Genomic DNA, 25,773 nt, shown 5'->3' with positions numbered 1-25,773 from the left:
CTGCGACGCATGGGGCGTGGCGGAAGCTAAGGGGATTGGAATGGGTCGTTGGTTCCTGTGGCTGTTCGCTTTGCTGACGCTGGCAGGAACCGCGATTGCCCAGTCGAAGCCGCCGGTGGTGCTTGCTGCTGCCAGCCTGCAGGAATCGATGAACGCGGCGGCGGATGCATGGGCCGGGCGTGGCCATGTCCGGCCGACGCTGTCCTTTGCCGCCAGCTCGGCGCTGGCGCGGCAGGCCGCGGCGGGTGCGCCGGCCGACCTGTTCGTGTCGGCCGATGTCGAGTGGATGGACGATCTCGATCGGCGCGGACTGCTTGCGCCGAACAGCCGCGTGAACCTGCTCGGTAACCGGCTGGTCCTGATCGCGCCGCTCGACAGCAAGGTTCGCGTGACGTTGCGGCCGGGCGTCGACGTGGCGCGGGCGCTGAACGGCGGACGGCTGGCGATGGCCGATCCGGATGCGGTGCCGGCGGGGCGCTATGGCAAGGCGGCACTGACCCGGCTGGGCGCATGGGACGGCGTCGCGCCGTCGGTGGTGCGGGCCGAGAATGTTCGCGCCGCGCTGGCGCTGGTCGAGCGCGGGGCCGCACCGCTCGGCATCGTCTATGCCACCGATGCCAAGGCGTCGGCAAAGGTGCGGGTCGTCGGTGTCTTCCCGGCGGCGAGCCATCCGCCGATCGTCTATCCGATCGCGCGGCTAAAGGCATCGCGCAACGTCGACGGCGAGCGGTTCCGCCGGTTTTTGATCAGCCCGGCCGGCAAGGCGATCTTCAAACGCTACGGCTTTTCCGCGCGCTGATGATCGACAGCGCCGAGTGGGCGATCGTCCTGTTGTCGTTGAAGATCGGCGGGGTGGCGATGCTGGCGGCGCTGCCGGTCGCCTATGCGCTGGCATGGACCTTGGCGCGCGGGCGGTTTCCGGGAAAGGTGCTGCTCGACGGGGTCGTCCATCTGCCGCTGGTGCTGCCGCCGGTGGTGACCGGATGGCTGTTGCTGCTGGCGTTCGCGCCGAACGGACCGATCGGTGGCTGGCTGGAATCATGGTTCGGAGTGAGCGTGTTGTTCCGCTGGACCGGGGCGGCGATCGCGGCGGCGGTGATGGCGCTGCCGCTGATGGTCCGCGCGATCCGTCTGTCGATCGAGGGCGTCGACCGGCGGCTGGAAAGCGTCGCGCGGACGCTGGGGGCCGGGCGGGTGCGGGTCTTCTGGACGGTGACCGCACCGCTCAGCCTGCCGGGGATGCTGGCGGGCATGGTGCTGGGCTTCGCCCGCGCGCTGGGGGAGTTCGGGGCGACGATCACCTTCGTATCCAATGTGCCGGGCGAAACCGCGACGCTGCCGATCGCGATCTACAGCGCGTTGCAGGTGCCCGGCGGGGAGACCGGCGTCGTCCGGCTGGCGGCGCTGTCGGTGGCGCTGTCGCTGATCGCGCTGGTGCTGTCCGAATGGCTCGCGCGGCGCGGCGGTCGGGGCGGCCATGTCCTTTGACATCGATGTCACCGTCCGGCTGGGCGAGGCGGTGGTCGGCGCGGTCGTGCCCGATGACGGGCAGGACAGCGGACTGACCGTACTGTTCGGACCGTCGGGGGTCGGCAAATCGAGCGTGCTCAACATGGTCGCGGGGCTGTTGCGCCCGGCGGCGGGCCATGTCCGGGTCGGCGGGCGTACGCTGTTCGACGGTGCCGCGGGAATCGACGTCGCGGTACCCGACCGGTGCTGCGGCTATGTGTTTCAGGAGCCGCGCCTGTTCCCGCACCGCCGGGTCGCGGCCAATCTGCGCTATGGGATGGGGCGGGGTACGCCGCCGATCGGCTATGCCGACATGATCGCGCTGCTGGGGCTGGAGCATCTGCTAGACCGGTGGCCGGCGACGCTGTCGGGCGGCGAGGCGAAGCGGGTCGCGATCGGGCGGGCGCTGTTGTCGGGGGCGCGGTTCCTGTTGATGGACGAACCGCTCGCCTCGCTCGACCGCGGGCGGCGCGAGGAGGTGATGGTCGCGATCGAACGGCTGCGCGACACGCTGCGCCTGCCGATCCTGTACGTGACCCATGATGCGGCGGAAGCGGAACGGCTGGCGACGCGCATCGTCGCGATGTGACCATGGTGCCGCCGTAATCGGGCATGATGACGATCCCGAAACGATCGGGAGTGTGCAATGCGGATGGTGGTGGCAGGGTTGGCGATGATGGCGGCGATGCCGGCGGACGCGCAGGACGTCGAACCCGATGGCCCCGATATCGTTGTGGTTGCCGGCAAGCCGTTGCGCGTCGATGCAAGGCTCCTGCGCGCGGCACAGCGGCGCTTCGCCGAGGATCGGCCGAGTTACGCCCCGCAAGCGACGCTGCGGTTCGAATTGTGGCGCGGGCACAGCCGGATGTCGGCGGCCGACGTCGGACTGGCGCTGACCGACGGGGCGCGCGGGCAATTGCCGGTCACGATCGACGGCGATGGCCGGGTCGTATTTGCGACCTTGCCCGCCGGACGCTGGTTCCTCACCGCGCCGGCGCAGTCGCAGGGCATGCACCTGCGCCCGATCGTGTTGTCGAGCGGTACCAGTGTGGAGGACCGGCGACTGGGCGACCTGCGCGCGCAATGCCGGGTGATGGTGGCCATGGCAAAGGCGGATGCGTCGTTGCTGGCGATGCCGCTGATTGGGATGTTCGATGCGATCGGCGGATGCGCCAGCAAACGCTTCGGTTTCTACCATTTGGTCGAGCATCCGCTGGCCAGTGCGACGGCGACGGGTGCGGGCGTCACGCGTACGCTGCGGCTGTCTGCGAAGTCGACCTCGTATGAAGCGCCGCTGTCCGATCGCACCCTGCCCAATGAGGCGCGGGTCAGGCTCACCTATCGCTGATCGTCGGTGCCGGGCATCGGTACGCGCGCCGTCTGTCCGCCGCGGGTGAAATAGGCAGCGTCGATCGCGAGGCTGCGCAATTGCCAGCCATCGACGCTGTCGCCGGGCGACAGGGTGCGCGTGCCCTCTGCACCGCGTACCAGCGCGACGGCATCGCGGCCGAGCCGTCCGACCACGCCCAGCAACGCCGGCGCGTCGTCGGGCAGGGCATCGGCGGCGGGCGGGGCGAACAGCGTGCGGGCAAAGGCGGCGCGCAGCGGCGGCGGAGTGGCCGGGGCGGCCAGCGGCGCGACCACCGGTGCCGACGCGTCGCCGCGATTGGTGTCGCGCAACAGCCATGGCGGGAGTGCGAGCGCGACCAGCACCGCCGCCGCGATCAGGCCATGGTCGCGCAGGCTCATCCCCGCCATGGGGCCACCAGTCGCGCGTCGAGCCGCACCCCGCCCGGTGCCGAGGTCAGCCGCCATGCCGCCATCCGCACCGTCGGCCCGCCCCGTTCGAGCAGGTCGGCGAACGCCACCACCGCTTTCTCGCTGCCCGATGCGCGCAGCGTGAGGATGGCGAGCGGGGCGGGGGCGGCGGGATCGGCGGCAAGGCTTTCGATCAGCACCCCGCCGCGCGCGGCATCGGCACGGACGCGGGCCGCCAGACGGCGGGCGGCGTCGGTGGCATTGTCGGCGGGAAAGGCCGCGCCGATGACCGCGACCGTCGCCGGGGTGGCGGCAAGATTCGCGCGGGCGGCGTCGCGATCGGCACGTGCGGTCGCCAGATCGTCGAGCGCGCCGGCGGTCGGGACGGCGAGCAGCGCGGCGATGCCGAGCGCGATCAGCGGCAGGCGCGGGGTCATCGCGCCTGTTCCAGCGTGATCCGCATCCGCCCGTCGCCATCGGCGCGGCTCTGTGCGACGGCGCGCAGTCCGCCGAGCGCCGGATCGCGACGGAGCGCCGACAACGCGCGATCGGGATCGGGGGCGGCGACGTTGATGGTCAGCGGACCTGTGTCGCGTTCGACGCGCAGCAGCGCGGCATCCTCCGGCAGCGCGCGGGCGATCGCCTCCACGGTCGCGCCGAGCGTCGGCGCATGCCACGCCGTGGCGAGCGTGGCGCGGCCACGATCGCGTTCGGTGTGCGCCGCGACAGCCGGTGCCGATCGTTCGGTCAGGGTGCGGGTTTCGCGACGGACCTGCGCGGTCTTCAGCGTCGCCCCGGCAAGCGTCAGCAGTGGGGTGGTGATGATCGCGAGCGCGAGGATCAGGCCGGCGCGATCGGGCCGGGGCCGTTCGGCAGGTTCCGGGGGCGGATCGGCCGGTACGGGCGGGCGCGATGCCGGCCGCGCCGCGCCCAGCGCCCGGTCGAACAAGCTGGGCCGCACGGGCGCGCTGTCATTGGCGGGGCGGGGGTCGGCCATGGCTCGCTCCTACGCCCGGGGGCGGGCAGTGGACAAGCGCGATCGGGCGGGCGTCGTCGATCGGCACCCCCGTCACGGAACCGTCTTCATTCCGCCACGCGATCGTCTTCGATCCGCAATCGCCGTGTCGCAGCTTTGCGCCAACGGGGGGTGGGGAGGACGCCGGCGGTGCCGGCTTCCGGGATAGATTGCGGGGATTTCCATGGCGAACAACGACTTGACCATCGGCTATGACGATGGCGATATCGAAACGAATCTGAGCAACGGGCCGAGCCTGCAGGATCTGGTCGACCAACGCTATTCGCGGCGGCAGGCGCTGCGCGGCGGTGCGTCGACCGCGGCGGTCGCGGTGTTCGGCGGGTCGCTGCTCGCCGCGTGCGACGACAAGGTCGCGGGCATTGACAATACGCCGCCGGTCGTGGGCGTTCGGTCGAGCGGTGCGACCACCGGTGGCCGCGTGGTCGTGCTGACCGGCACCGCCACCGACGACAACGCCATCGTCACCCAGGCCTTTACGCAGGTATCGGGCCCGACCGTCACCCTGTCGAACGCGAACACCGGTGCCGCGACCTTCATGGCCCCGGCGGTATCGACCGCGACCAACCTCGTCTTCCGCTACACCGCGACCGACGTGAAGGGTGCGGCGAGCAGCACCGACATCACCGTCGCGGTCGCACCGCCGACGCTGGGCTTCTCCGCCGTTCCCAAGAGCCTTGCCGACGCGCTGACCGTTCCGGCGGGCTATACCGCGACCGTCCTGTACCGGCTGGGCGATCCGCTCAACAGCGCGACCGCCGCCTATGCCAATAACGGCACCGATACCGGTTTTTCGGCGCGTGCGGGCGATCATCACGACGGCATGAGCTATTTCGGTCTCGCCGCCAGCGGCACCACGCAGGATGCGAACAATTCGACGCGCGGCGTGCTGGTGATGAACCACGAGAATATCTCGGAACAGTATCTGCATGTGAGCGGCGTGACGTCTGTTAACGGCGTCCGTCCGACCGCCGAGGTGGTCAAGGAAATGGAATGCCACGGCGTGTCGGTGGTCGAAGTGACCCGCGCGTCGACCGGTGGCTGGAGCTATGTGCAGGGATCGGCGCTGAACCGCCGGATCACGCCCTATACGCCGACGACGTTCAGCGGTCCGGTGCGCGGCAGCGCGTTGCTGTTCACCGCCTATTCGCCCGACGGTACCGCCGGGCGCGGCACGATCAACAATTGCGCCAACGGCCATATGCCGTGGGAAACGTACATGACTTGCGAGGAAAACTGGGCAGGCTATTTCCGGCGGGACGCGGGCGACAATGTGCGGCGCGCGGCCGCGCTGGGTGCGAAGGCGGTGCAGGCATTCACCCGTTACGGCCTGAACACCGCGACCGGCGATACGCTGCGCGGCGGCAATTACAGCTGGACCACGGCGGCCGAGGCGGTGTCGGGCCAGACGCTGATCCGCAAGTTCAACGCGACCGTCGACGCCACGCAGCCCGCCAACGGCACCGGCGACTTCCGCAACGAACCGAACCAATATGGCTGGTGCGTCGAGATCGATCCCTATGATCCCGCCGCCGCGCCGCGCAAGCGCACCGCGCTCGGCCGGATGAACCATGAAGGCGTATGGCCGGGTCGCGTGTTCGCCGGGGTCAAGCCGGCCTTCTATATGGGTGACGACGCGCAGAACGAATATATCTACAAGTTCGTGTCGAACACCGCATGGGTCGCGGCGGACGCGGCGGCGACCAACCGCCTCGCGATCGGTGACAAATATCTGGACAGCGGCACGCTGTACGTCGCGAAGTTCAACGCCGATGGTTCGGGCGAATGGATCGCGCTGGTGTTCGGGCAGAACGGCCTGACCGCCACCAACCCGCTCTATGCCTTTGCCGATCAGGCCGATGTGCTGACGCATTGCCGCCTTGCCGGTGATGCGGTCGGCGCGACGCGGATGGACCGTCCCGAATGGACCGCGGTCAACCCGGCGACCGGCGAAATGTATTGCACCCTGACCAACAACTCGTCGCGCGCACCGGCCCAGGTCGACGCCGCCAATCCGCGGTCGTACATCGACCCGCGCACCAACGGCACGCGTTCGACCGGCAACGCCAACGGTCATATCGTCCGCCTGCGCGAGCGCGGCGACACGACCGAGGCGACGGCGTTCACATGGGACGTCTATGCCTTTGGTGCCGGTGCCGACCTCGATCCGACGAACATCAACCTGTCGAGCCTCGACGCGACCAACGACTTCTCCAGCCCGGACGGGCTGTGGTTCGGGCGCGCGTCGAACGCCAGCGGACAGGTGACGCCGGTGCTGTGGATCCAGACCGACGACGGTGCCTATACCGACGTCACCAACTGCATGATGCTGGCGGCGATGCCGGGCACCGTCGGCGACGGCGGCACGCGCACGATCACCAATACCGGCGTGTCGGCCACCAGCACCGCCACGACCCGGATCGGCAAGGCACCGGGCACGACGCTGCGCCGCTTCCTGGTCGGGCCGGTCGGGTGCGAGATCACCGGGGTCGATTCGACGCCGGATGGCCGGTCGCTGTTCGTGAACATCCAGCATCCCGGTGAGAACGGCAACCTGTCGAACATCACCAGCATCTGGCCGGCGACGACGGCGGGCAGCCGTCCGCGTTCGGCGACGGTGGTCATCACCAAGGAGGACAACGGCGTGATCGCGCTGTAAGTCTTTGATTCTACGATATCGGGGCGGGCGGTGGTCGAAAGGCCGCCGCCCGTTTCGCGTTCAAAGGTCACGAAAGTCACACTCGTGCGCATCGTGCGGCGGATGCGGTTCCGGGACATCGATCCGGAGTTGCGCCACCGACCGACCACGACGCGACGGGCCGATTTCAGCGCCGTGGCGGCGCTGCGCGTCGTTTACGATGCTTCGGCATCAAGCCTCCCTCCCGCCTTGCCACCAATCGAAATCGGTACCGTGCCGACGATTCAGGCGGATCTACAAACGCACCAGCCGAGGATCGCGAACCCGGCCGTCGATCCTGCGCAGGATCGCGCGGTGTAGGAAAGCGCCGATATCGGACCGGCGTGCCGCGCCCGCCCGTTAGAGTCGCTTTCGATCAAACGTGATCGCCCTCACCCTTCCGCGGCTGCGCCGCTCCCTCCCTCTCCCGCCGGGAGAGGGAAAGACGCCGAAGGCGGCCAAGGGTGAGGGTAACCACAGGTGATAGAGTTTGACCCTAGTAACGGTGCCATTCGGCCGGGCCGGGCGGCGGGTCCGGTCAATAGATTCCGTCGATTTCCATCGTCAGACGCGGGGCGGGGGGATTGAGGAGCAGGCTGCGCTTGTCGCCCTGCAACACTTCCTCCTGCCGCAGCCGGTCGTAGCGGGTGCGGGCGGCGGCAGCGGCGTCGGCACCGTCGCGCAGGATGGTGGGTTTCAGGAAGACGAACAGTGTGCGCTTCTGACGGCTCTCGTTGCGGCCCTTGAACAATTCGCCGACGATCGGAATGTCGCCGAGGATCGGCACTTGGCTGCGGACACGTTGATAATCGTCGCTGGTCAGGCCGCCGAGTACGATCGTCTGGCCATTATCGGCAAGCACGGTGGTGTTGGCCGATCGTTTGTTGGTGATGATGTCGGCCGCGCCGCTGACCTGGGTAGGTGCGATCGACGACGCTTCCTGGCTGACTTCGAGGCGGATCGTGTCGCCGGCATTGATGCGCGGCAGGACCCGCAGGGTGATGCCCACATCCTTGCGTTCGATGGTTGTATAGGGATTGGCGGTGCCGTTGCCGGTCAGGATCGAGCCGGTGACGAAAGGCACTTCCTGCGCGACGACGAACTCACCGAGCTTGTTGTCGAGCACCGTGATCTGCGGCGTCGAGAGCAGGTTTGCCTTGGTCGACTGGCTTAGCGCCTGCACAAGGATCGAGAAGTCGTTGCCGATACCGATATTGCCGGTGATGCCATTGCCGAGCAGATTACCCGCCGGCACGCCCAACGCACGCAGAATGCCGCCGAGCGACGCTCCAGCGTTGTCGAATGATGTGGCAACCCCTTCTACACGGGTCAGCGCCGCTCCCGAGGTGCCGATCTGCACCGCCAACTGTTCGGCATCCTGACCGGTAATCTCGGCGATCGCGGCCTCGATCAGCACCTGCGGGCGGCGTACGTCGAGATCGGGGATCAGCCGTTCGATCTGGGCGATGGCGGTGGGGGTGCCGCGCACGACGACGGCGTTGATGTCGGGGGCGGGCTGGACGGTGATGTCGGGGGTGGTGAAGCCCTGCGCCGGGGTGGTCGACGCGTTCTGGCCGACGGTGCTGATGCTGCCGCCGTTGCCGCCCGTGCCGACGCCGCTCGCCGCGGCGATCCCCGCCGCGCTCGCGCCGCCATTGGCGATCAGCCCCGACAGCGCCGCGCCGGCATTGTTGCGCTGGCTGACGGTCGACAGGCTCCGCGCGACCGGGTTCGAGGCGGACTGCTGCTGGCCGAGAATGCCGCGCAGGACCTCGGTCACGCTTTCGGCATCGGCATAGTTCAGGCGGAACACGCGGGTCGAGGGGGTCGTGCCGCTGCCCCGCGCGTCGAGCGACTGGGCGATGCGCCGCGCCTCGGCGACGCCGGCGGGGGTGCCGCGCACGAGGATGGTGTTGCTGCGTGCATCGCCCGCGACCCGCGCGCCGCCCTCGCCCAGCACCGCCTGCATCGCTGTCGCGATGTCGGCGGCGTTGCCGTTGGCGAGCGTGATCGTGGCAAAGGTCGATCCACCGCCACCGTCGAGCGAGCGGGCCAGCGCCTCGATCCGGCGGACATTGTCGGCATAGTCGGTGACGACAATCGCGTTGGGCTGGGTCAGCGGTTCGACGCTGCCGAAGCTGGCGACCAGCGGACGGACGATCCGCGCGGCATCCGCCGAGGGGACGTTCGACAGCCGCACCATCCGCGTGGTCAGTTCCTGCCCGCCGACGCCGCGCCCGCGCACCCCGCCGTCGCGCACCGCGTTCGCCTGCGAAATGATCCGCCATGCCGAGCCCGAGCGGACCGCCGCGAAGCCGTTGGCGCGCAGCACCGACTGGAACAGTTCCCACACGCCCGCCGGCGACAGCGGTTCGGCGGAGGTGACCGTCACCTGCCCCTTGACCGTCGGGTCGAGGATCAGCGTGCGGCCGGTGATGCGGCTGATCTGATCGGCGACGTCGGCGATCTCGACGCCGCGCATGTTGACGACGATGTCGGCCGCCTGCGTCTGGCCCATGACCGGCGACAGGCTGGTCGCGGCGAGCGTGAGGGACAGGAACGCGGAAACGAGGCGATGGCGCACGGCGGGGAAACCCTAACGAATGGGAATGGAGACGGTGTTCGGCTTGCCGTCGCGAAGGATGGTGACCTGGGCCTGCCCCGATGCGGCGGCGCTGGCGATGGCGGCGTTGACCGCCGACGGGTCGGTCAGGGCGGCGCCGTTGACCGACTGGATGACGTCGCCCGCACGCATGCCGGGCGGCGGGTTGGCACCGATCGCATAGCCGCCGGCAACCGGGGTCGCGTTCAGCCGCGACAGTACCGCCTGCGCACTGGGCGGCGGCGGCGGGGCTGCGGTGGGGGCGGTGGAGGGCTGTACGGTGAAATTGGGGGCGGGAGCTGCCTGACCGGGGGTCGGCGTCGCCTGTCCGAACGGATCGGGGAAGGCGAGATATTCCAGCCGCCCGCCATTGTTCAGGATGATGCGGTCGCGGCGGATTTCGGTCACCTGCGCCCCGGCCAGCGCATCGCCGACCTTGAACGGCTTGGCCGCTTCGTTGCCGATCGACACGAACGCGATCGACAGTTCGGCGGGCCGGGCGAAGACCACGCCCTTCAACACCGCCTGGATGGCCGTGGGGCTGGTGGCGTCGGCGGCGGTCGGGCTGCCAAAGGGTGCCCAAGCGAGCGCCGGACCGGTGTCGACGGTGACCGCGCGGGTGCGTGCTGCGGACGGCACGGTGATCGCGCCGGTGCCGGCATGGCCCGCGATCCGCCAGACGAGGCCGGCCAGCGCGAACGCGACCGACACGATCGCGGCGGCGGCGAGCCAGTCGACCCAGCGTTCGCGCCAGCGCAGCCGTTCGACGACGATCATGCCGCGTCCTTGCGCAGGAAACCGTCGAGCCGGGCCATGGCCACGGCCTCGCCCGCCGGGGCGACGGTGATCGTCACCCGGTCGAGCGCGGGGTCGCTGGTCGCGGTCCGGTTCACCGCCACGCTCCATTGCCGCCCCAGCATGTCCACCGCGTCCGCATTCGCCTCCGGCGTCCCCGTTTCCAAATCGGCAAGCCGGTTTTCGGCCACCCACATCGCGATCGCACGGCGTTCGACGCCGCGGGTCGAATCGATATGCTGCTCGACCGCGCCGATCAGCCCTACCGTGGCGATCGCCAGTACCGCCAGCGCCACCATCGCTTCGATCAAAGAAAAGCCGGCTTGCTCCAAATCCTCCCCGCCTGCGGGGAGGGGGACCGTCCGCGCAGCGGATGGTGGAGGGGGAGGGCGGCGCAACGCAACTGTGCCGTCGTATGCGGCGATCCCCCTCCACCATGCTGCGCATGGTCCCCCTCCCCATGTGATGGGGAGGATTCTCATTGCGTCACCTTGGTCGCGCGGGCGGTGATGCCGTCATAGCGAACCCGCCACGTCTGGTCGCCGCCGGTGATCGTCGCGCCCAGCGGCTGGCCGGTGCCATCGACGCCGAGGACCACCGGCGGGGCGACGTCGAGCGTCATCACCATGCCGCCGGGCAGGGTATGGAACCCCAGCGGCCCGTCGGTCCGCGGGGTCAGGCCCCTCGCCCCGACCTGCGCAAAGCCATAGCCATGGGTTTCGGTGGTCAGCGCGATCAGCTGGTCGCCGAGCATCGCATCGTCCGCCGCCGCCTGCAGCCGCACGGCGAAGCGCCGCGCCTCCGCCTCGACATTGGGGGCGCGGGTGGCGGCACCGATGCCGAGGCTGACCGCACCCGCCGCCACGCCGATGATCGCAAGGACGATCAGCATTTCGATCAGGGTCATGCCGGATTGGGAATCACGGTCCGTCACTCCCGCGCAGGCGGGAGTCCATTGCCGCCCAAGGTCGCGATGGAGTCGCGGCGTCGGCGGATATGGACCCCCGCCTGCGCGGGGGTGACGATCATGGGGCTCGATCAGCGCGCCGTCCCGTCGATATCGGCGTCGAGTCCCTCGCCGCCGGGCTTGCCGTCCTTGCCGAGCGACTTGATCGTGAATCGTCCGCCGGTCGATTCGTAGACATAGGGATTGCCCCACGGGTCCTGCGGCATCTGCGACAGATAGCCGTCGGGCGGATAGGCACCGGGGACCGGCGGCTGGGTCGGTTTTTCGAACAGCGCCTTCAGCCCCTGCGTCGTCGTCGGATAGTCGCCATTGTCCAGCCGGTACATTTTCAGCGCGGCGGAGATGGATTTGATGTCGGTGCCGGCGGTCGTCACCCGCGCCTGATCGGGGCGGTTGATGACGTTGGGCACGATCAGTGCGGCGACCAGCGCGATGATCGCCAGCACGACGATCATTTCGACCAATGTCAGCCCCGCCTCGCGGTCGGGGACAGAAACCTTGCGGGCGGCGGGGTTCGCGGCCAAGGTGTCACGAAACTTTCGGAATAAGATGCGCATCCACGCCCCAATGCGTCCACACGATGAAGCCATTGTGACAATCGAACCCGCCCCCGCCGGTCCGGCCGCCGGCGTGTGGGCTGTCGCGGGCGGCAATGCTATTGTAGTCGATGGCACGGTCCCCGCAACAACCTTGCTCGTCCCGTCCGAATCGGTCCTTCTGCTCAGCGTCGACCTGCCGCTGCCCAGCCGGGCGAAACGGCTGGCGGCGCTGCCCTTCGCGGTCGAGGACCGGATCGCCGATCCGATCGATGCCGTGCATCTGGTGCTGGGCGATGCGATCGGCGACCGGCGCTATCTGGTCGCGGTCGTGCGGCACGGCGTCATGGCCGAATGGGTGGCGATCGCCGATGCCGCCGGGATCGGCGGCGCGGCGTTCGTGCCCGACGCGCTGACGCTGGCCGCGCCGGTCGAGGGATGGAGCGTCGAGGTGACCGGTGGCCGCGCGCTGGTTCGCGCCGCCGACGGCACCGGCTTCGCCATGCCGCTGCCAATGCTGGTCGCGGCGTGGGAGGCGGCGGGGCGGCCGGCCGTGCAGGCGCTGGGCGATCCGTTGCCGGCGGCGATGGCGGGCGACGGCGTGGCGTTCCCGCCCCCGCCGCTCGACCAGCGCATCGCCGATGCACCGATCGATCTGCGGCAGGGTGCGTATGCCCGCCGCCGGACGGCTTGGCCGAGCACGACGCGCAAGGTGGCGATGATCCTCGGTGCGGCCGCGCTGGCGCATGGCGTGATCGCGGTCGCTGACACGCTGATGCTTGAGCGGATCGCCGAGCGGCGGCAGGCGGCGTTGCAACAGCTGGTGGTGACGACCGCGCCGTCGGTGCCGACCGGCGGCGATGATTTCATGGTGCGTGTCGCCGACCTGCTGCCGCGCCCGACCGGCAGCAACCGCTTCGTGCCGCTGCTGTCGCGCGTCGCCGGAGCCTTGTCGCCGATCGGCCCGGCATTGGTCGTCAACCGGATGGATTTCGAAGGAAACGCGCTGACCCTAGATTGCCAGTCGCCCGAAACCGGCATCGCCGACCGGCTGCGCGCCGCATTGTCCGCCGCCGGCGTCGCCGCACAGGTGAGCGCCGCCCCCGGCGGGGCGCTGCGCATCGTGGCGCGCGGGGCATGAGCATGGTCCGGCGCAGCGCCCGGATCGAGGCGGCCCTCGCCCGGTTCGACGGCTGGTGGCAGGGGCTGACCACGCGCGAGCGGGTGCTGGTGGGGACGCTGGCGGCGCTGCTCGCCGGGGTCGTGCTGGTGTATGGCGTGGTCAAGCCGGTGCAGGCGGCACGGGCGCAGGCGCGCGCCGATATCCGGCAGGCGGAGACGCTGATGGCGCGGGTGCGTGCCGCCGGACGACTGGAAAGCGCACCGGCGACGACCGCCGCCGGACCGCTGCAAACGGTGATCGCATCGGCGGCAACGACCGCCGGGTTGCAGCCGGTGCTGGCCGAGGCGAATGGCGGCGTCACCGCGACGCTGACCGACGCGCCCTATCCGGCGGTGGTGACGTGGCTGAGTTCGGTCGCATCGACCAGCACGATCGCCGTGCGGCGGGTGACGATGCAGCGCGGTTCGACCTCCGGCCGGGTCAATGCCAGCGTGGAGTTTCGACCATGACCGATACGCTGCTCCATGCCGAACCCGTCCGCCTGCCTTATGGCTATGCGCGTAAAGGCGGCGTGCTGATCCGGCTGGGCAAGGGCGGCATGGAGTGCGTCCACCGGGCGGACGCGACGCTCGACGCGATGCTGGAAGTACAGCGGGTCGCGCCGGGCATCGCGTTCGTGGCGCTGGACGATGCCGCGTTCGATGCGGCGTTGCAGGCCAGCTATGGCGGCAGCGCGTCGACCGCCGCCGATATTGAACTGGCCGAAACCGACCTTGCGGCACTGGCCGACAGCGCGGCGGCGGTCGACGACCTGCTCGACGCGCGCGACGATTCGCCGGTCATCCGCCTCATCAACGCGCTGTTGCTGGAGGCGATCAAGGAAGGCGCGTCCGACGTTCATGTCGAGACGCAGGAAAAGCGCCTCGTCGTCCGCTTCCGCATCGACGGCGTGCTGCGCGACATCGTCGAGCCGCCGCGCGCGCTGGCTCCGCTGCTGGTCAGCCGGATCAAGGTCATGGCGAAGCTCGACATCGCCGAGCGCCGCACGCCGCAGGACGGGCGGGTGACGCTGCGCATCGGCGGGCACGACGTCGATGCCCGCGTGTCGACCATGCCGACCCAGCATGGCGAGCGGGTGGTGCTGCGTCTGCTCGAACGTGGCGGCATGATGCTCGACCTTGGCGGGCTGGGCATGTCGGAGCGCGACGAAAGCGTGTTCGGCCGGCTGCTGGAGCGGCCGCACGGGCTGTTGCTGGTCACCGGACCGACCGGTTCGGGCAAGACGACGACGCTCTATACCGCGCTGACCCGGCTGAACGATCGTCGCCGCAACGTGATGACGGTCGAGGACCCGATCGAATATGAACTGGCGGGCATCGCGCAGACGCAGGTCAATCCGCGCACCGACATGACGTTCGCGCGGGGGCTGCGCGCGATCCTGCGGCAGGACCCCGACGTCATCATGGTCGGCGAAATCCGCGATCAGGAAACGGCGCAGACGGCGGTCCGATCGTCGATGACCGGGCATTTCGTGCTGTCGACGCTGCACACCAACACCGCGATCGGATCGGTCACCCGGCTGATCGACATGGGCGTCGAGCGCTATCTGCTGGCGCCGATGCTGGTCGGCTTGGTCGCGCAGCGGCTGGTCCGGCGGTTGTGTGTCGAATGCCGGTGGCAGGATCGTTCGACCGAGGCGGACAGCGTCCTGCTGGGCGGCGCGATCAAGCCGGGCAAGAAGCTGTGGCGCAAGGGCGGGTGCGAGGCGTGCCATCACGAAGGCTATCGCGGCCGCGCCGGGCTGTACGAGGTCGTCGCGGTCGACGACCGGTTGCAGGCGATGATCCACAACGGCGTCGCCGAGGCCGAACTGGAACGCGCGGCGCGGGTCGATAATCCGGCGTTGCTCGACGATGGCGTTGCGAAGGTGAAGGCGGGGGTGACCACCGTCGAGGAGGTCGCGCGGGTCGTGCGGGACGAGGGGTGATCCTTTCGCGCTCGAACCCTCAACCCCGAAAAATCCGTTTGGTTCGAGCAGCTTCGAGCTTGTCGAGAAGCGTCTGTCGAGAACGGTTCGCCCGGGGAGAGGCGTTCTCGATACGCGCTCTCGACAAGCTCGATCGCTACTCGAACCAAACGGTTTGGGTGGGGATGGGGTTGGATAGGGGGGCGCCATGACCGCCTACACCTACCGCGCAGCCTCCCGCACCGGCGCGACCGTCAAGGGCGTGGTCGAAGCGTCCAGCCCCGCCGCCGCCCGCGCGATCCTACGCGAACGCGGCGAATTGCCGCTGTCGGTCGAGGAGGCCGCGGAAAAAGGCCCGAAGCTCGGCAACATCCAGCTGCCCCGGCTGTTCCGGCGCGGGGTGTCGGCCAAGGCGCTGGCGACGCTCACCCGCCAGATCGCGACGCTGGTCGGCTCCGACATTTCGATCGAGGAATCGCTGCGCATCGTCGCGGGCCAAGCCGACAATGCGGCGGTCAACGCGCTGCTGCTCGACGTGCGCGCCGCGATCCTCGACGGGCGCAGCTTCGCGCAGGGGCTGGCGCGGCATCCCAAGGCGTTTCCAGAATTCTACCGCGCCTCGGTCGCGGCGGGGGAACAGTCGGGGCGGTTGCCCGACGTGCTCAATCACCTCGCGAACTTCGTCGAGACGCGGCAGGCCAATGGCCAGAAGATGCAGCTGGCGTTGCTGTATCCGGCGCTGTTGGCGACGGTCAGTTTCGGCATGATGGTGCTGCTGATGGTCTATGTCGTGCCCGACATCGTCCGCGTGTTCGTGTCGCGCGGGGCGGAATTGCCGTTCCTGACCCGCGCGCTGATCGCGCTGTCGGCGTTCATCCAGAACTACGGTCTGTACGTGGCGGTGGCGGCGCTGGTGCTGTTTCTGGTCGGGGCGCGCTGGCTGAAGGTGCCGCGCAACCGGCTGGCGGTCGACCGGCGGCTGGCGACGCGCGCGCCGTTCCGCCGGTTCAGCCGCCAGCACAATGCCGCGCGCTTTGCCGGCAGCCTCGCCACGCTGGTTGGCAGCGCGGTGCCGCTGGTCGAGGCGCTGCACGCCGCCGCCGCGGTCACCCCCAACCGCTTCGTGCGCGACAAGGCGCTGACCGTCGCTGCGCGGGTGCGCGAGGGGTTGTCCTTACGCGCGGCGATGGCGGAGGCGGAAATCTTTCCGTCGATGCTGGTCGCGATCGTCGCTTCGGGCGAGACGTCGGGGCGGCTCGCGCCCGCGCTCGACCGAGCGTCGGGGGAGTTGGAGCGCGAACTCGACGCGCTGGTCGCGACGCTGGTCGCGCTGGTCGAACCGATGGTGTTGTTGCTGATGGGCGGGCTGGTGCTGATGATGGTGCTGGCGATCCTGTTGCCGATCATCAACCTGAACAATCTGGTGCAGATTTAGGGCCGATCGACATTTATCTGTTAGGCCAGCGAACAGCTCCCCTCCCTGACAAGGGAGGGGTCGGGGGTGGGTTGGCCCAAGAGGGAGCGGCCCGCCAGCCCCAGACCGACCTACCCCCAGCCCCTCCCTTGTCAGGGAGGGGAGAAGGCGAAACCTTATTGAATGTCGATCGGTCCTAAAGCCGTATCCCCGCCTGCGCCGGGGAACGGTTCACGCAGGTGACGGGTGCGTGCTAACGCTGCCGTCCGTCTCGCAACAAGGAAGCACCATGACCGACCTCGCCCGCATCGTCGCCGAGGTGACGGAGGAGATCACCGCCAACGCCGCCGACATCGAGCGGGCGGCGGACGCCGGGCACGATTATCCCCCCGACTGGTTCGGGATGGCGGTGGCGACGCCCGATGGCGGGCTGTTCCATGGCGGCTATTCCCATATCCGCTTTCCGTTGCAGAGCATCGCCAAGGTCTTCGCGCTCGAAATGGCGCTGGAGGCGTTTGGTGACGCGGTGTTCAAGCGCGTCGGGCGCGAGCCGTCGGGCGATCCGTTCAATTCGATCGTCGACCTCGAACGCAACAAGGGCGTGCCGCGCAATCCGTTCATCAATGCCGGCGCGCTAGTGGTGTGCGACATCCTGGTCGAGCACCAGGCCGACGATTGCGCGCGGGCGGTGGTCGACTTCATTGGTCGCGAGGCCGGGCTGGCCGACGTGATCCTCAATCAGGACGTGCTGGAAACCGGCCGCACCGGTGGCGACCTGAACCGCGCGATGATGAGTTTCGCGAAGCATCACGGCAATCTGCATTGCGACATCGACGAGGTGATGGAGGCCTATGTCCACCAATGCGCGATCGAGATCGATGCGAAGTCGCTGGCGAAGGCCGGGCTGTTCCTGACCCGCACCGCGCGGACCGGCGATGCGGCGGGCGACAGGCGCGCCACGCGGACGCGGCGGCTGCTGTCGTTGATGACGACCTGTGGGCAATATGACGGGTCGGGCGACTTCGCATACCGGGTCGGGCTGCCGGCCAAGAGCGGGGTGGGAGGCGGCATCCTCGCCATCGTGCCGCAGGTCGCGTCGATCGCGGTATGGTCGAACAATCTCGACCGGCAGGGGAATTCGATCCTCGGCATACGCGCGCTGGAGTTGCTGGCGGACAAGGCGGATTGGTCGGTGTTCGGGTGACTCCACCCGTTCGTCCAGAGTAGCCACTGAGCTTGTCGAAGGGGCGTATCGAAGGACCATTGGTGGCGGGTGCTTCGATACGGGTATTCGATTTCGCTCGGCCCCTACTCAGCACGAACGGTCTTTTTCGTACTTCCACCCTCCCTCCCGTTTGCTTCGAGCGCAGGTTCGAGCCTGTCGAGAACCGAAGTCGAGAAGGGGTTGCCCCAATCAGGGAGTTCTCGACGGGCGCTTCTCGACAAGCTCGAAGCTGCTCGAACCGAACGGGGTGGGGCGGGGATAAGGCGGGGTCAGCCCGCCTTCTTCGGCCTCAGCAAATCCAGCACCGCTGCGGTCATCGCGATCGTGCCGGTCACGATCGACGGTTCGGGCGCGACCTTGAACAGGGGCGAATGGTGCGACGGCACCGGTGCGCCGCCATTCCGCGCCGCGACGATGTCCGCCATCGGCGTGCCGCCGACCGCGAAATAATAGCCCTTCACCTTGGAATCCGGCTGGACCAGATAGGCGAAGTCCTCCGCGCCCATGCCGGTCTGTTCGAACGGCATCACGTTCTTCGGACCCAGCGTGGTCGCCATCACCGCGTTCAGCCGCCGGGCGAGCGGCGCGTCGTTGATCGTGGTCGGCGTGCCCTCGATCACCTTCACCACCGGCATCTTGTCGGCGGGCATCCCGTTCAGCGTGCCGATGCCGCCCGCGACGCGCCTGATCCCGTCGAGCAGCTGCTTGCGCGTCCCCTCATCATTGGCGCGGACGGTCACCTGCAATTTCGCCATGTCACTGATGATATTGTGCTTCAGCCCCGAATGGAACGAACCGACGGTGATGACGCCGGGGTCGAGCGGCTGGCGTTCACGGCTGATGAGGCCCTGCAACGCGATCACCAGCTGCGATGCCATATAGACCGGGTCCTTGCCTGCATGCGGGCTGGCCCCGTGCGCGCCGATGCCGGGCACGTCGATATCGACCGAGTCCGACGACGAATACTGGATGCCCTCCGATGCCGAGACCATGCCCGTCGGCAGCCCGGCGGCGATGTGGAAGGCCAGCGCGTAATCGGGTTTCGGAAAGCGGTTGTAGAGGCCGTCGGCCAGCATCGCCTTCGCCCCGCCGACGCGTTCCTCGGCGGGCTGGACGATGAACACGATCGTGCCCTGCCACCGGTCCTTCAGCGCCGCCAGCCGGCGGGCGGTGCCGACCATCGCGGTGATATGGGTGTCGTGGCCGCACGCGTGCATCACCGGGGCCTCGACCCCGTCGACGCCGACCTGCCGCGCCTTGCTGGCATTGGGCAGGCCCGATTTCTCCTCGACCGGCAATCCGTCCATATCGGCGCGGACCAGCACGGTCGGACCCGCCCCGTTCTTCAGCACGCCGACCACGCCGGTGCCGCCGACGCCGGTCGTCACCTGCATCCCCGGTACGCCGCGCAGCTCGGTCGCCATGCGCTCGGCGGTCTTTACTTCCTTGAACGACAATTCAGGATTGCGGTGGAACCAGTCCCACATGCTGCCCAGCGACGCCGTGTAATCGGCGCGGACGGTTGGTGCCCAGTCGGGTTCGGCCATGGCCGGCGTCGCGGCGAACAGGCAGGCGGCGGTGGCGATCAGTGTGCGCATGTTGGGTCCCCTTTAGGCGTGCAGGCTATCGGGTTCGGGGCGGGTGTCGAGGGGGTTTTGGTTCGGGCGAAGGCGCGATGGAGTGGGGAGAAGGAGAAGAGTGGTTCGCGCAGAGGCGCGGAGGCGCGGAGAGGTTGTGCTGGCGGAACCGTCCCGTGTTCGCGGCCGAACGCCGGATATCGTCATGCCAGCGCAAGCTGGCATCTCCCGCGGCGAGGAGCGCGCCTTGCAACCGCGAGACCCCAGCCTGCGCTGGGGTGACGTTCGTTGTGAAGGTAGGGCTCGGCGAAATTGCGCAACCCCTCCGCGCCTCCGCGCCTCTGCGCGAAAACTATCTTCTTCCTTCTTCGCGAACGTCGCGCCTTCGCGTGAATCACAAAACCGATCACCCAGAATGTTGCCGTCCCGTTCCGCGTCACCCATATCCGTCCGCATGGCGATAACCATCCGCACTGACCTGTCCGAGCCGGAAACCGGCCAGACCTTCGTCCCCCATCGTCCGGCCCGCCCGGCCAAGGTGGATGCGGGCAAACGCTTCGTCATCAAGTCCGATTACGAACCCGCCGGCGACCAGCCGACCGCGATTCGCGAACTGGTCGCGGCGGCGCGGGCCGGGGAAAAGGATCAGGTGCTGCTGGGCGTCACCGGTTCGGGCAAGACCTTCACCATGGCCAAGACGATCGAGGAGCTGCAACGCCCCGCGCTGATCCTCGCGCCCAACAAGATCCTGGCGGCGCAGTTGTACGGCGAGATGAAGTCGTTCTTCCCCGACAATGCTGTCGAATATTTCGTCAGCTATTACGACTACTACCAGCCCGAGGCCTATGTCGCGCGGTCGGACACTTATATCGAGAAGGAAAGCTCGACCAACGAGGCGATCGACCGGATGCGCCACTCGGCCACCCGGTCGCTGCTCGAACGCGATGACGTCATCATCGTCGCTTCGGTGTCATGCCTGTACGGCATCGGGTCGGTCGAAACCTATTCGGCGATGATCTTCGATTTGAAAAAAGGCGACGTGGTCGACCAGCGCGAGATCGTGCGCAAGCTGGTCGCGCTGCAATACAAGCGCAACGACGCCGCGTTCCAGCGGGGCAATTTCCGGGTGCGCGGCGACAGCCTCGAACTCTTCCCGTCGCATTATGACGACAGCGCGTGGCGGATCACCTTCTTCGGCGACGATATCGAGGAGATCACTGAATTCGATCCGCTGACCGGCAAGAAGGTCGCGAACCTCAATTCGATCCGGGTCTATGCCAATTCGCACTATGTGACGCCCGGCCCGACGCTGAAACAGGCGGGCGAGGCGATCCGCCACGAACTGACCGAGCGGCTGAAGGAACTGGTGATGGAGGGCAAGTTGCTGGAGGCGCAGCGGCTGGAGCAACGCACCAATTTCGATTTGGAGATGATCGCCGCCACCGGTAGCTGCGCGGGGATCGAGAATTACAGTCGCTTCCTGACCGGCCGCCTGCCGGGCGAGCCGCCGCCCACGCTGTTCGAATATCTGCCCGAAAACGCGCTGCTGTTCGTCGACGAAAGCCACCAGACGATCGGCCAGATCAACGGCATGTCGCGCGGCGATCACCGGCGCAAGATCACGCTGGCGGAGTATGGCTTCCGCCTGCCCTCGGCGATCGACAACCGGCCGCTGCGCTTCAACGAATGGGACGCGATGCGCCCGCAGACGGTGTGTGTATCGGCCACGCCGGGCAGCTGGGAAATGGAGCAGACCGGCGGCGTATTCAGCGAACAGGTCATCCGCCCGACCGGGCTGATCGATCCGCCGATCACGATCCGGCCGGTCGAGGAGCAGGTCGACGACCTGATCCATGAGGCGAAGGAAACGGCGAAGAACGGCTATCGCACGCTCGTCACGACGCTGACCAAGCGCATGGCCGAGGATCTGACCGAGTTCATGCACGAAGCCGGCCTCAAGGTCCGCTACATGCACAGCGACGTCGAGACGCTGGAGCGCATCGAGCTGATCCGCGACTTGCGCATGGGTGTCTATGACGTGCTGGTCGGCATCAACCTGTTGCGTGAAGGACTCGACATTCCCGAATGCGGGCTGGTCGCGATCCTCGACGCCGACAAGGAAGGGTTCCTGCGCAGCGAAACCTCGCTGATCCAGACGATCGGCCGTGCCGCGCGCAACGTCGACGGGCGGGTGATCCTCTATGCCGACCGGATGACCGGCAGCATGGAACGCGCCATTGCCGAAACCGATCGCCGTCGCGAAAAGCAGCGCGAATATAACGAAGCGCACGGCATTACGCCCACGACGATCAAGCGCCAGATCGGCGATATCATCGCCGACGTCGCCTCGCGCGATCAGGTGACGGTCGAGATCGACGAGGACGGCCCGCGCCACATGGTCGGCCACAATCTGCGGTCGTATATCGAGAGCCTCGAAAAGCAGATGCGCGAGGCGGCGGCCAATCTGGAGTTCGAAACCGCCGGACGGCTCCGCGACGAAATCCGCAGTCTCGAAAACGAGGAACTCGGCCTGCCGGCGAGCGAACACAAGGCACCGATCATGGGCCGATCGAACGAGGGCAAGCCCGGCACCCGCAAGACCCGCTATGGCAAGCAGAAGGCGATGCGGATGGCCGGCGGCGGCGGGCGGGGGCGGTAGCCGACGATCGTCCTTCCGGCTTGGGCCGGATTCGTAGACACTGACGCCAACGCTGGACACGCAACGTCGGCGGGAATGGCCTTCCGCCTGCGCGGGCGTGAAGATAGCTCAAAGATCGTCATCCCGGCGCAGGCCGGGATCCATTGTGTCGGGCGTTCTCGACTCCATCGCCGCCTCCCCCATCCGTGGATTCCGGCCTGCGCCGGAAGGTCGAGCGGTTCGATGGAAGCGGCGCGACGCCCCATCGCCGGTTGAGGCCGCCGCCCGCATCGCCCATAAGGTGGCGATGCGTATCAAGTTCCTTGCCCCCGCTTTCCTGCTGGCCGGGTGCGTGCCGCCGGGTGCGCCGCCCGAGCCGGTCACGGCACCATCGCCCGCGCCACGACCCGCCGCCGTCGCGCCGACTGCGCCGCCGGTCAGCGACTGGCGCGACCTGCCGCGCACTCCCGGCGACTGGCAGTATCGTGGGCTCGGCACCGGATCGGCGGCGACCTACGGCGTTCGCGGTGCGGCCCCGGTCGCGACCCTGACCTGCAACCGCGCGGCGAAGCAGGTGACGATGGTCCTCGCCACGCCCCGCCCCGCCGCCGGCACGGTGACCATCCGCACCACCAGCACGCAGCGCAGCGTCGCCGTGCAGCCGATGGCCGGCGGTGTCGGTATGGCGCTGCCGGCCAGCGACCGGCTGCTTGACGCGATCGGGTTCAGCCGCGGCCGTTTCGTCGTCGAAGGGGCCGGGATCGGGCGGCTGGTCCTGCCGAGCTGGGCGGAAATCCTGCGCGTGACCGAGGATTGCCGCGGCTGATGCGCGCCGGTGCATTCTGGTCGCTGGCGCTGCTGGCAGGTTGTTCCAGCGAACCTTCACCCCCCGCACCGGCCCCGACCGAGCGCCCGACCCCGACGCCCCGGCCCACGCCCTCGCCACGCGCGCTCAAGCCCGGCGAGTTGCCGACCCCCGAACTCGACGGCGCGACGCCGCTGGTCGGGCGCTGGCGCTATCAGGCATCGGCGAGCGGCAGCGCCGCGCGCTACGAATCGAACGGCGCGGCGGCCTTCGCCATCCGCTGCGACCCGCGGGCGAAGCGCATCGTCTTCTCCCATCCGGGGCAGGGGCGCACGATTCGCCTCTATGTCGCCGATGCCGCCGCGACCTTCCCGATGCAGGTCATCGACGGCGCAGCCGAAGCGGCGGTGACGACCGGGCAAACGTTTCTCGACGCGTTGGCCCGTGCCGGCGCGATCGGCTTCGCCATCGACGACGGCCCGGTCGCGCAACTGCCCGGCGACAAGGCGATCGGAACGGTGGTGCGGGGGTGCCGGCCGGGACTGCGCTGAGTCTGCGTCGGCAGGGCGCGAACTATGGCGGAAACATCGTGCAATACAAGTCTTGTACGCAGCGGCGAGATGCCCCAGATTCCGTGTGCGCCACCGTTCGGGGCGTAACGGCTTTAACTAGCGAAAGGAGGTGATCCGATGTCTCATGGTTCAGCAGTGGGTTCGGTTCAGTTCGTTCGGGAGACGCGCCGCTAAAGCGTGGGCCACGTGCGGGGGGTATTCTCCCTCAGTCAACGCCGTGGCGCCATGAATGCGGCTCGCATGGTCTCCCGGGCTGGAACTTCCGGCCGCTGACCATGCTTGAGGTCGTCGGGTGTCGAGAGACCCCGGCGGCCTCTCTCATATCCGCCCTATGCGGTGTTCAGCGTGCGATGCCCCGCTGCCAGCACGATCGCGACCAGCGACCCGCCGACGATATTTCCCGCCGTCGCCAGCAACAGATTGCCCGCCATCGCGGTCGCCGGCACCGCCGCCGGATCGATGGCCCACGCGATCGGCAGCAGCGTCATGTTCGCGACCGAATGTTCGAACCCTGCCGCGACGAACAGCGCGACCGGCCCGATGACGCCGACGATCTTGCCCGCCACCGACTGCGCGCCGGTCGCCATCCAGACCGCGAGGCAGACCAGCATGTTGGCGAGCACGCCCGACGCGAGCAGTTCCACCCCGTCCTTGGCCAGCTTGGCATCGGCGGTCTTCAGCGCCGCCTGTGCGACCGCGCCGTCGATTGCGTGCGGCGCGCCCGACGCGACGAACAGCGCGGCGATCGCCAGGCTGCCGATCAGGTTCGCGACCCACACGATCGCCCAGTCGCGCACCGTCTCGCCAATCCCCAACCGGTCCTGCGCGGCGGGCAGGACCAGCATCGTGTTGCCGGTGAACAATTGCGTGCCGGTCACCATCACCAGCATCAGCCCGACCGAGAAGGCGACACCCGACAGCAACTGCGTCGCACCGCCCGCTGTCGCCCCGGCCTGCGCCACCAGATAGCCGATCGCGCCGAAGGCGATCTGCGCCCCCGCCGCGATGCCGAGCAACAGCATCGCGCCGACCGGCGGGCGGGTCTTGGCGAGCAGGGCGTCGTCGACGTTGTCGGCCAGCGTGTCGGCGGTCGCGTCGTCCTTGGCCATGGTCGCATCCCCGGATGGTTCTGTGTCACGATCGGAACGATCGACGCCGGTCGCGGCTCCGTCAGCGCAGCATCGGGCGGATGTCGACGATCCGGACGTCGTGCATCTGGTTCAGATACGCCTCCAGATACGGCTTGTGCGACGCGCCGACGACCACCAGCGCGCGCATCCCCGGCCCCGGCATTTCGGCCAGCATGTCGCGGATATTCGCCGCCATGCGCAGATTGCGCACCTCCCAATATGCGACATATTGCCGTCCGAACCGCGGTGAGGAGGGCTCTTCCAACGCCGCACCGAAATCGCTGTCGAACGCGACCTGCCCCTGGCCCGGCGCATTGAAGCCACGATACATCGTCAACACGCCGGCCCCGGTGGCAAGGTCGCGCTGCATCACGTCGATCGCCGCCATCCGCCGCTTGGTCGCCGGATTGTCCCATGCGGTCTGGATCGCCTTGCCATAGGCCGCCTCGTCGGCCTTCGGCACCGATCGGTCGGCGCTATGATCGTCCATCGCATAGACGCGCTGAAGCCCCAGCCGGGCGGCCAGCCGTGCCGCGATCATCAGGCTTTCGTCGCGCTTGGTCTCCAGCGTGGTGAGCCGCGCGACCAGCGTCTTGTCCAGACCCTCGCCCGCCTTGCGCTCGACCGCCGGCAGCCGCAGCCACTGGACCAGCGCCGACGCCTGCTCGCCACCGGCGAGGAACAGCGCCGCCAGCTTGCGCCGATCCGCCGGTGCGGGCTGGGCGGGCAGCGTCGCCAGCATCGCTTCATAGGCCGCGGTCGCCGCCGGCACGTCGAGCCCGGTCGCGGCCGTGGCAGGGGCCGGGTCCCAGCAATAATCGGGAACGATGTCGGCATAGCGATAGGGATAGCGGCGCAACTGATCGCATTGTGCCCCCGACAGCGCCTCGATCGCGATCGCCTGCGGCTTCCACGCCGCCAACCGGTCGAGCAACGGTCCGAGCGCTTCGGGGCGGAACCGGTCGGGCAATTGCGACAGATGCGTCGACCCCAGTACCGCGACCTCGTTGACCGGGCCGTTGCGCGGACCTTTATGCGTCGACGGGTCGAAATCGGGGCGATAGCTTTGGGCGGTGGCAGGCGCTGCGAGCAGCAGGAGCGCGAACAAAATACGGTGCATGGGTCCCCCTTGGTCTGCCGCAGGGTAGGAGCGCGCGGGCGGGGAGGGAAGGGAGCACGCGTTTCCCAAACCCTTCGTCCCCCCGGGCTTGACCCGGGGTCCCGCTTCTTCCTCTCAACCGGGGGAAAATGCGGGAGCCCGGATCAGGTCGAAACCTGTGCGGTAGTCCGACTCCTTCGCTTTCCAGGACCAATCGACATTCAGCGATACCCACGGAATTTCGTCATTCCCGCGCAGGCGGGAATGTGGATTCACGTTTGAAGTGCACCGGTTGAGATGCGCAGGAATGCCTCGGCGGGGGTTTGGAAGTCGAGACATTTTCTGGG

General features: G+C 68.5%; 26 protein-coding genes. 14 read left to right on the top strand and 12 right to left on the bottom strand.

Annotated elements, in window-relative coordinates; genetic code table 11:
- Positions 1-40 precede the first annotated feature (40 nt).
- The 4 genes from modA to ASE50_RS14595 are packed head-to-tail and all read left to right on the top strand — an operon-like array spanning position 41 to position 2,857.
- Positions 41-799 (top strand): molybdate ABC transporter substrate-binding protein, encoded by a 759-nt coding sequence (gene modA / locus ASE50_RS14610; RefSeq protein ID WP_056402097.1) that lies wholly within the window; start codon positions 41-43, stop codon positions 797-799.
- Entirely contained in the window at positions 799-1,488 is a 690-nt protein-coding gene (gene modB, locus ASE50_RS14605; RefSeq protein ID WP_056402094.1) for a molybdate ABC transporter permease subunit, read from the top strand. Before modA ends, modB begins: the two co-directional genes overlap by 1 nt.
- Complete coding sequence (locus ASE50_RS14600) at positions 1,478-2,098, top strand: ATP-binding cassette domain-containing protein (protein WP_056402091.1); 621 nt, start codon at positions 1,478-1,480, stop codon at positions 2,096-2,098. The genes modB and ASE50_RS14600 overlap by 11 nt, the downstream gene beginning before the upstream one ends.
- A gap of 57 nt (positions 2,099-2,155) precedes the next feature.
- A complete protein-coding gene (locus ASE50_RS14595; RefSeq protein ID WP_056402088.1) occupies positions 2,156-2,857 on the top strand; it encodes a hypothetical protein in 702 nt (233 codons plus the stop codon).
- Here ASE50_RS14595 and ASE50_RS14590 read toward each other — a convergent pair.
- From ASE50_RS14590 to ASE50_RS14580, 3 genes are read right to left on the bottom strand one after another with little or no spacing between them, the layout of a single operon-like run.
- Positions 2,848-3,267 carry a hypothetical protein gene (locus tag ASE50_RS14590; protein ID WP_235512369.1) on the bottom strand — a complete coding sequence of 140 codons (420 nt, stop codon included), beginning with the start codon at positions 3,265-3,267 and terminating at the stop codon, positions 2,848-2,850. The two genes, ASE50_RS14595 and ASE50_RS14590, sit on opposite strands and share 10 nt — an antisense overlap.
- Entirely contained in the window at positions 3,255-3,704 is a 450-nt protein-coding gene (locus ASE50_RS14585) for a hypothetical protein (RefSeq protein WP_056402081.1), read from the bottom strand. The genes ASE50_RS14590 and ASE50_RS14585 overlap by 13 nt, the downstream gene beginning before the upstream one ends.
- Positions 3,701-4,264, bottom strand: coding sequence for a hypothetical protein (locus ASE50_RS14580; RefSeq protein ID WP_056402078.1), 564 nt, complete (start codon positions 4,262-4,264; stop codon positions 3,701-3,703). Before ASE50_RS14580 ends, ASE50_RS14585 begins: the two co-directional genes overlap by 4 nt.
- A 202-nt stretch (positions 4,265-4,466) precedes the next feature.
- Between ASE50_RS14580 and ASE50_RS14575 the strand changes: the two genes are divergently transcribed.
- Complete coding sequence (locus ASE50_RS14575; protein WP_056402074.1) at positions 4,467-6,959, top strand: PhoX family protein; 2,493 nt, start codon at positions 4,467-4,469, stop codon at positions 6,957-6,959.
- Between the two features lie 30 nt (positions 6,960-6,989).
- Positions 6,990-7,298: a hypothetical protein gene (locus ASE50_RS14570; protein ID WP_156347485.1), complete on the top strand. Its 309-nt coding sequence runs from the start codon at positions 6,990-6,992 to the stop codon at positions 7,296-7,298.
- Between the two features lie 217 nt (positions 7,299-7,515).
- Here ASE50_RS14570 and gspD read toward each other — a convergent pair whose 3' ends face one another.
- The 5 genes from gspD to gspG all read right to left on the bottom strand — a co-directional run bounded on the left by gspD (position 7,516) and on the right by gspG (position 11,865).
- Positions 7,516-9,561, bottom strand: coding sequence for a type II secretion system secretin GspD (gene gspD / locus ASE50_RS14565; protein ID WP_056402068.1), 2,046 nt, complete (start codon positions 9,559-9,561; stop codon positions 7,516-7,518).
- Positions 9,562-9,573: 12 nt separating this feature from the next.
- On the bottom strand, positions 9,574-10,356 hold the full coding sequence (locus ASE50_RS14560) for a type II secretion system protein N (protein WP_056402066.1): 783 nt from the start codon (positions 10,354-10,356) through the stop codon (positions 9,574-9,576).
- Entirely contained in the window at positions 10,353-10,706 is a 354-nt protein-coding gene (gene gspI / locus ASE50_RS18360; protein ID WP_268794944.1) for a type II secretion system minor pseudopilin GspI, read from the bottom strand. Before gspI ends, ASE50_RS14560 begins: the two co-directional genes overlap by 4 nt.
- A 146-nt stretch (positions 10,707-10,852) precedes the next feature.
- A complete protein-coding gene (locus ASE50_RS14550; RefSeq protein WP_268794943.1) occupies positions 10,853-11,308 on the bottom strand; it encodes a prepilin-type N-terminal cleavage/methylation domain-containing protein in 456 nt (151 codons plus the stop codon).
- Positions 11,309-11,412: 104 nt separating this feature from the next.
- Entirely contained in the window at positions 11,413-11,865 is a 453-nt protein-coding gene (gene gspG, locus ASE50_RS14545; protein WP_268794942.1) for a type II secretion system major pseudopilin GspG, read from the bottom strand.
- Between the two features lie 67 nt (positions 11,866-11,932).
- Between gspG and gspL the strand changes: the two genes are divergently transcribed.
- The 5 genes from gspL (at position 11,933) to glsA (ending at position 17,584) form a co-directional block, all read left to right on the top strand.
- A complete protein-coding gene (gene gspL, locus ASE50_RS14540) occupies positions 11,933-13,018 on the top strand; it encodes a type II secretion system protein GspL (protein WP_235512364.1) in 1,086 nt (361 codons plus the stop codon).
- Complete coding sequence (gene gspM, locus ASE50_RS14535; RefSeq protein WP_082439041.1) at positions 13,015-13,509, top strand: type II secretion system protein GspM; 495 nt, start codon at positions 13,015-13,017, stop codon at positions 13,507-13,509. Before gspL ends, gspM begins: the two co-directional genes overlap by 4 nt.
- Positions 13,506-14,987 (top strand): GspE/PulE family protein, encoded by a 1,482-nt coding sequence (locus ASE50_RS14530; protein ID WP_056402053.1) that lies wholly within the window; start codon positions 13,506-13,508, stop codon positions 14,985-14,987. Before gspM ends, ASE50_RS14530 begins: the two co-directional genes overlap by 4 nt.
- A 187-nt stretch (positions 14,988-15,174) precedes the next feature.
- Positions 15,175-16,401, top strand: a complete 1,227-nt coding sequence (locus tag ASE50_RS14525; RefSeq protein ID WP_056402050.1) for a type II secretion system F family protein — start codon at positions 15,175-15,177, stop codon at positions 16,399-16,401.
- Positions 16,402-16,669: 268 nt separating this feature from the next.
- Positions 16,670-17,584, top strand: a complete 915-nt coding sequence (glsA, locus tag ASE50_RS14520) for a glutaminase A (RefSeq protein ID WP_056402047.1) — start codon at positions 16,670-16,672, stop codon at positions 17,582-17,584.
- A 290-nt stretch (positions 17,585-17,874) separates the two neighbouring features.
- Here glsA and ASE50_RS14515 read toward each other — a convergent pair whose 3' ends face one another.
- Positions 17,875-19,203, bottom strand: coding sequence for an amidohydrolase (locus ASE50_RS14515; RefSeq protein WP_056402044.1), 1,329 nt, complete (start codon positions 19,201-19,203; stop codon positions 17,875-17,877).
- A 433-nt stretch (positions 19,204-19,636) separates the two neighbouring features.
- Here ASE50_RS14515 and uvrB point away from each other — a divergent pair, with 433 nt between their 5' ends.
- The 3 genes from uvrB (at position 19,637) to ASE50_RS14500 (ending at position 23,176) form a co-directional block, all read left to right on the top strand.
- Entirely contained in the window at positions 19,637-21,841 is a 2,205-nt protein-coding gene (uvrB, locus tag ASE50_RS14510) for an excinuclease ABC subunit UvrB (protein WP_056402041.1), read from the top strand.
- A 286-nt stretch (positions 21,842-22,127) separates the two neighbouring features.
- Positions 22,128-22,646 carry a hypothetical protein gene (locus ASE50_RS14505; RefSeq protein WP_056402484.1) on the top strand — a complete coding sequence of 173 codons (519 nt, stop codon included), beginning with the start codon at positions 22,128-22,130 and terminating at the stop codon, positions 22,644-22,646.
- A complete protein-coding gene (locus ASE50_RS14500; protein WP_056402038.1) occupies positions 22,646-23,176 on the top strand; it encodes a hypothetical protein in 531 nt (176 codons plus the stop codon). Before ASE50_RS14505 ends, ASE50_RS14500 begins: the two co-directional genes overlap by 1 nt.
- Positions 23,177-23,526: 350 nt before the next feature.
- On the opposite strand, the gene ASE50_RS14495 is transcribed toward ASE50_RS14500, so the two are convergent.
- The 3 genes from ASE50_RS14495 to ASE50_RS19530 form a co-directional block, all read right to left on the bottom strand.
- The gene (locus tag ASE50_RS14495) at positions 23,527-24,306 is read right to left on the bottom strand and encodes a formate/nitrite transporter family protein (RefSeq protein ID WP_056402035.1); all 780 of its coding nucleotides are present in this window, start codon (positions 24,304-24,306) and stop codon (positions 23,527-23,529) included.
- Between the two features lie 61 nt (positions 24,307-24,367).
- Positions 24,368-25,447, bottom strand: a complete 1,080-nt coding sequence (locus ASE50_RS14490; RefSeq protein WP_056402032.1) for a DUF5694 domain-containing protein — start codon at positions 25,445-25,447, stop codon at positions 24,368-24,370.
- 114 nt (positions 25,448-25,561) lie between these two features.
- On the bottom strand, positions 25,562-25,773 hold a 212-nt coding region (locus tag ASE50_RS19530; protein WP_235512363.1), incomplete at its 5' end, for a hypothetical protein.

The sequence above is a fragment of the Sphingomonas sp. Leaf5 genome, from assembly GCF_001421155.1.
Classification (GTDB): Bacteria; Pseudomonadota; Alphaproteobacteria; order Sphingomonadales; family Sphingomonadaceae; genus Sphingomonas.
This window is presented reverse-complemented; position numbering and strand designations above follow the sequence as displayed.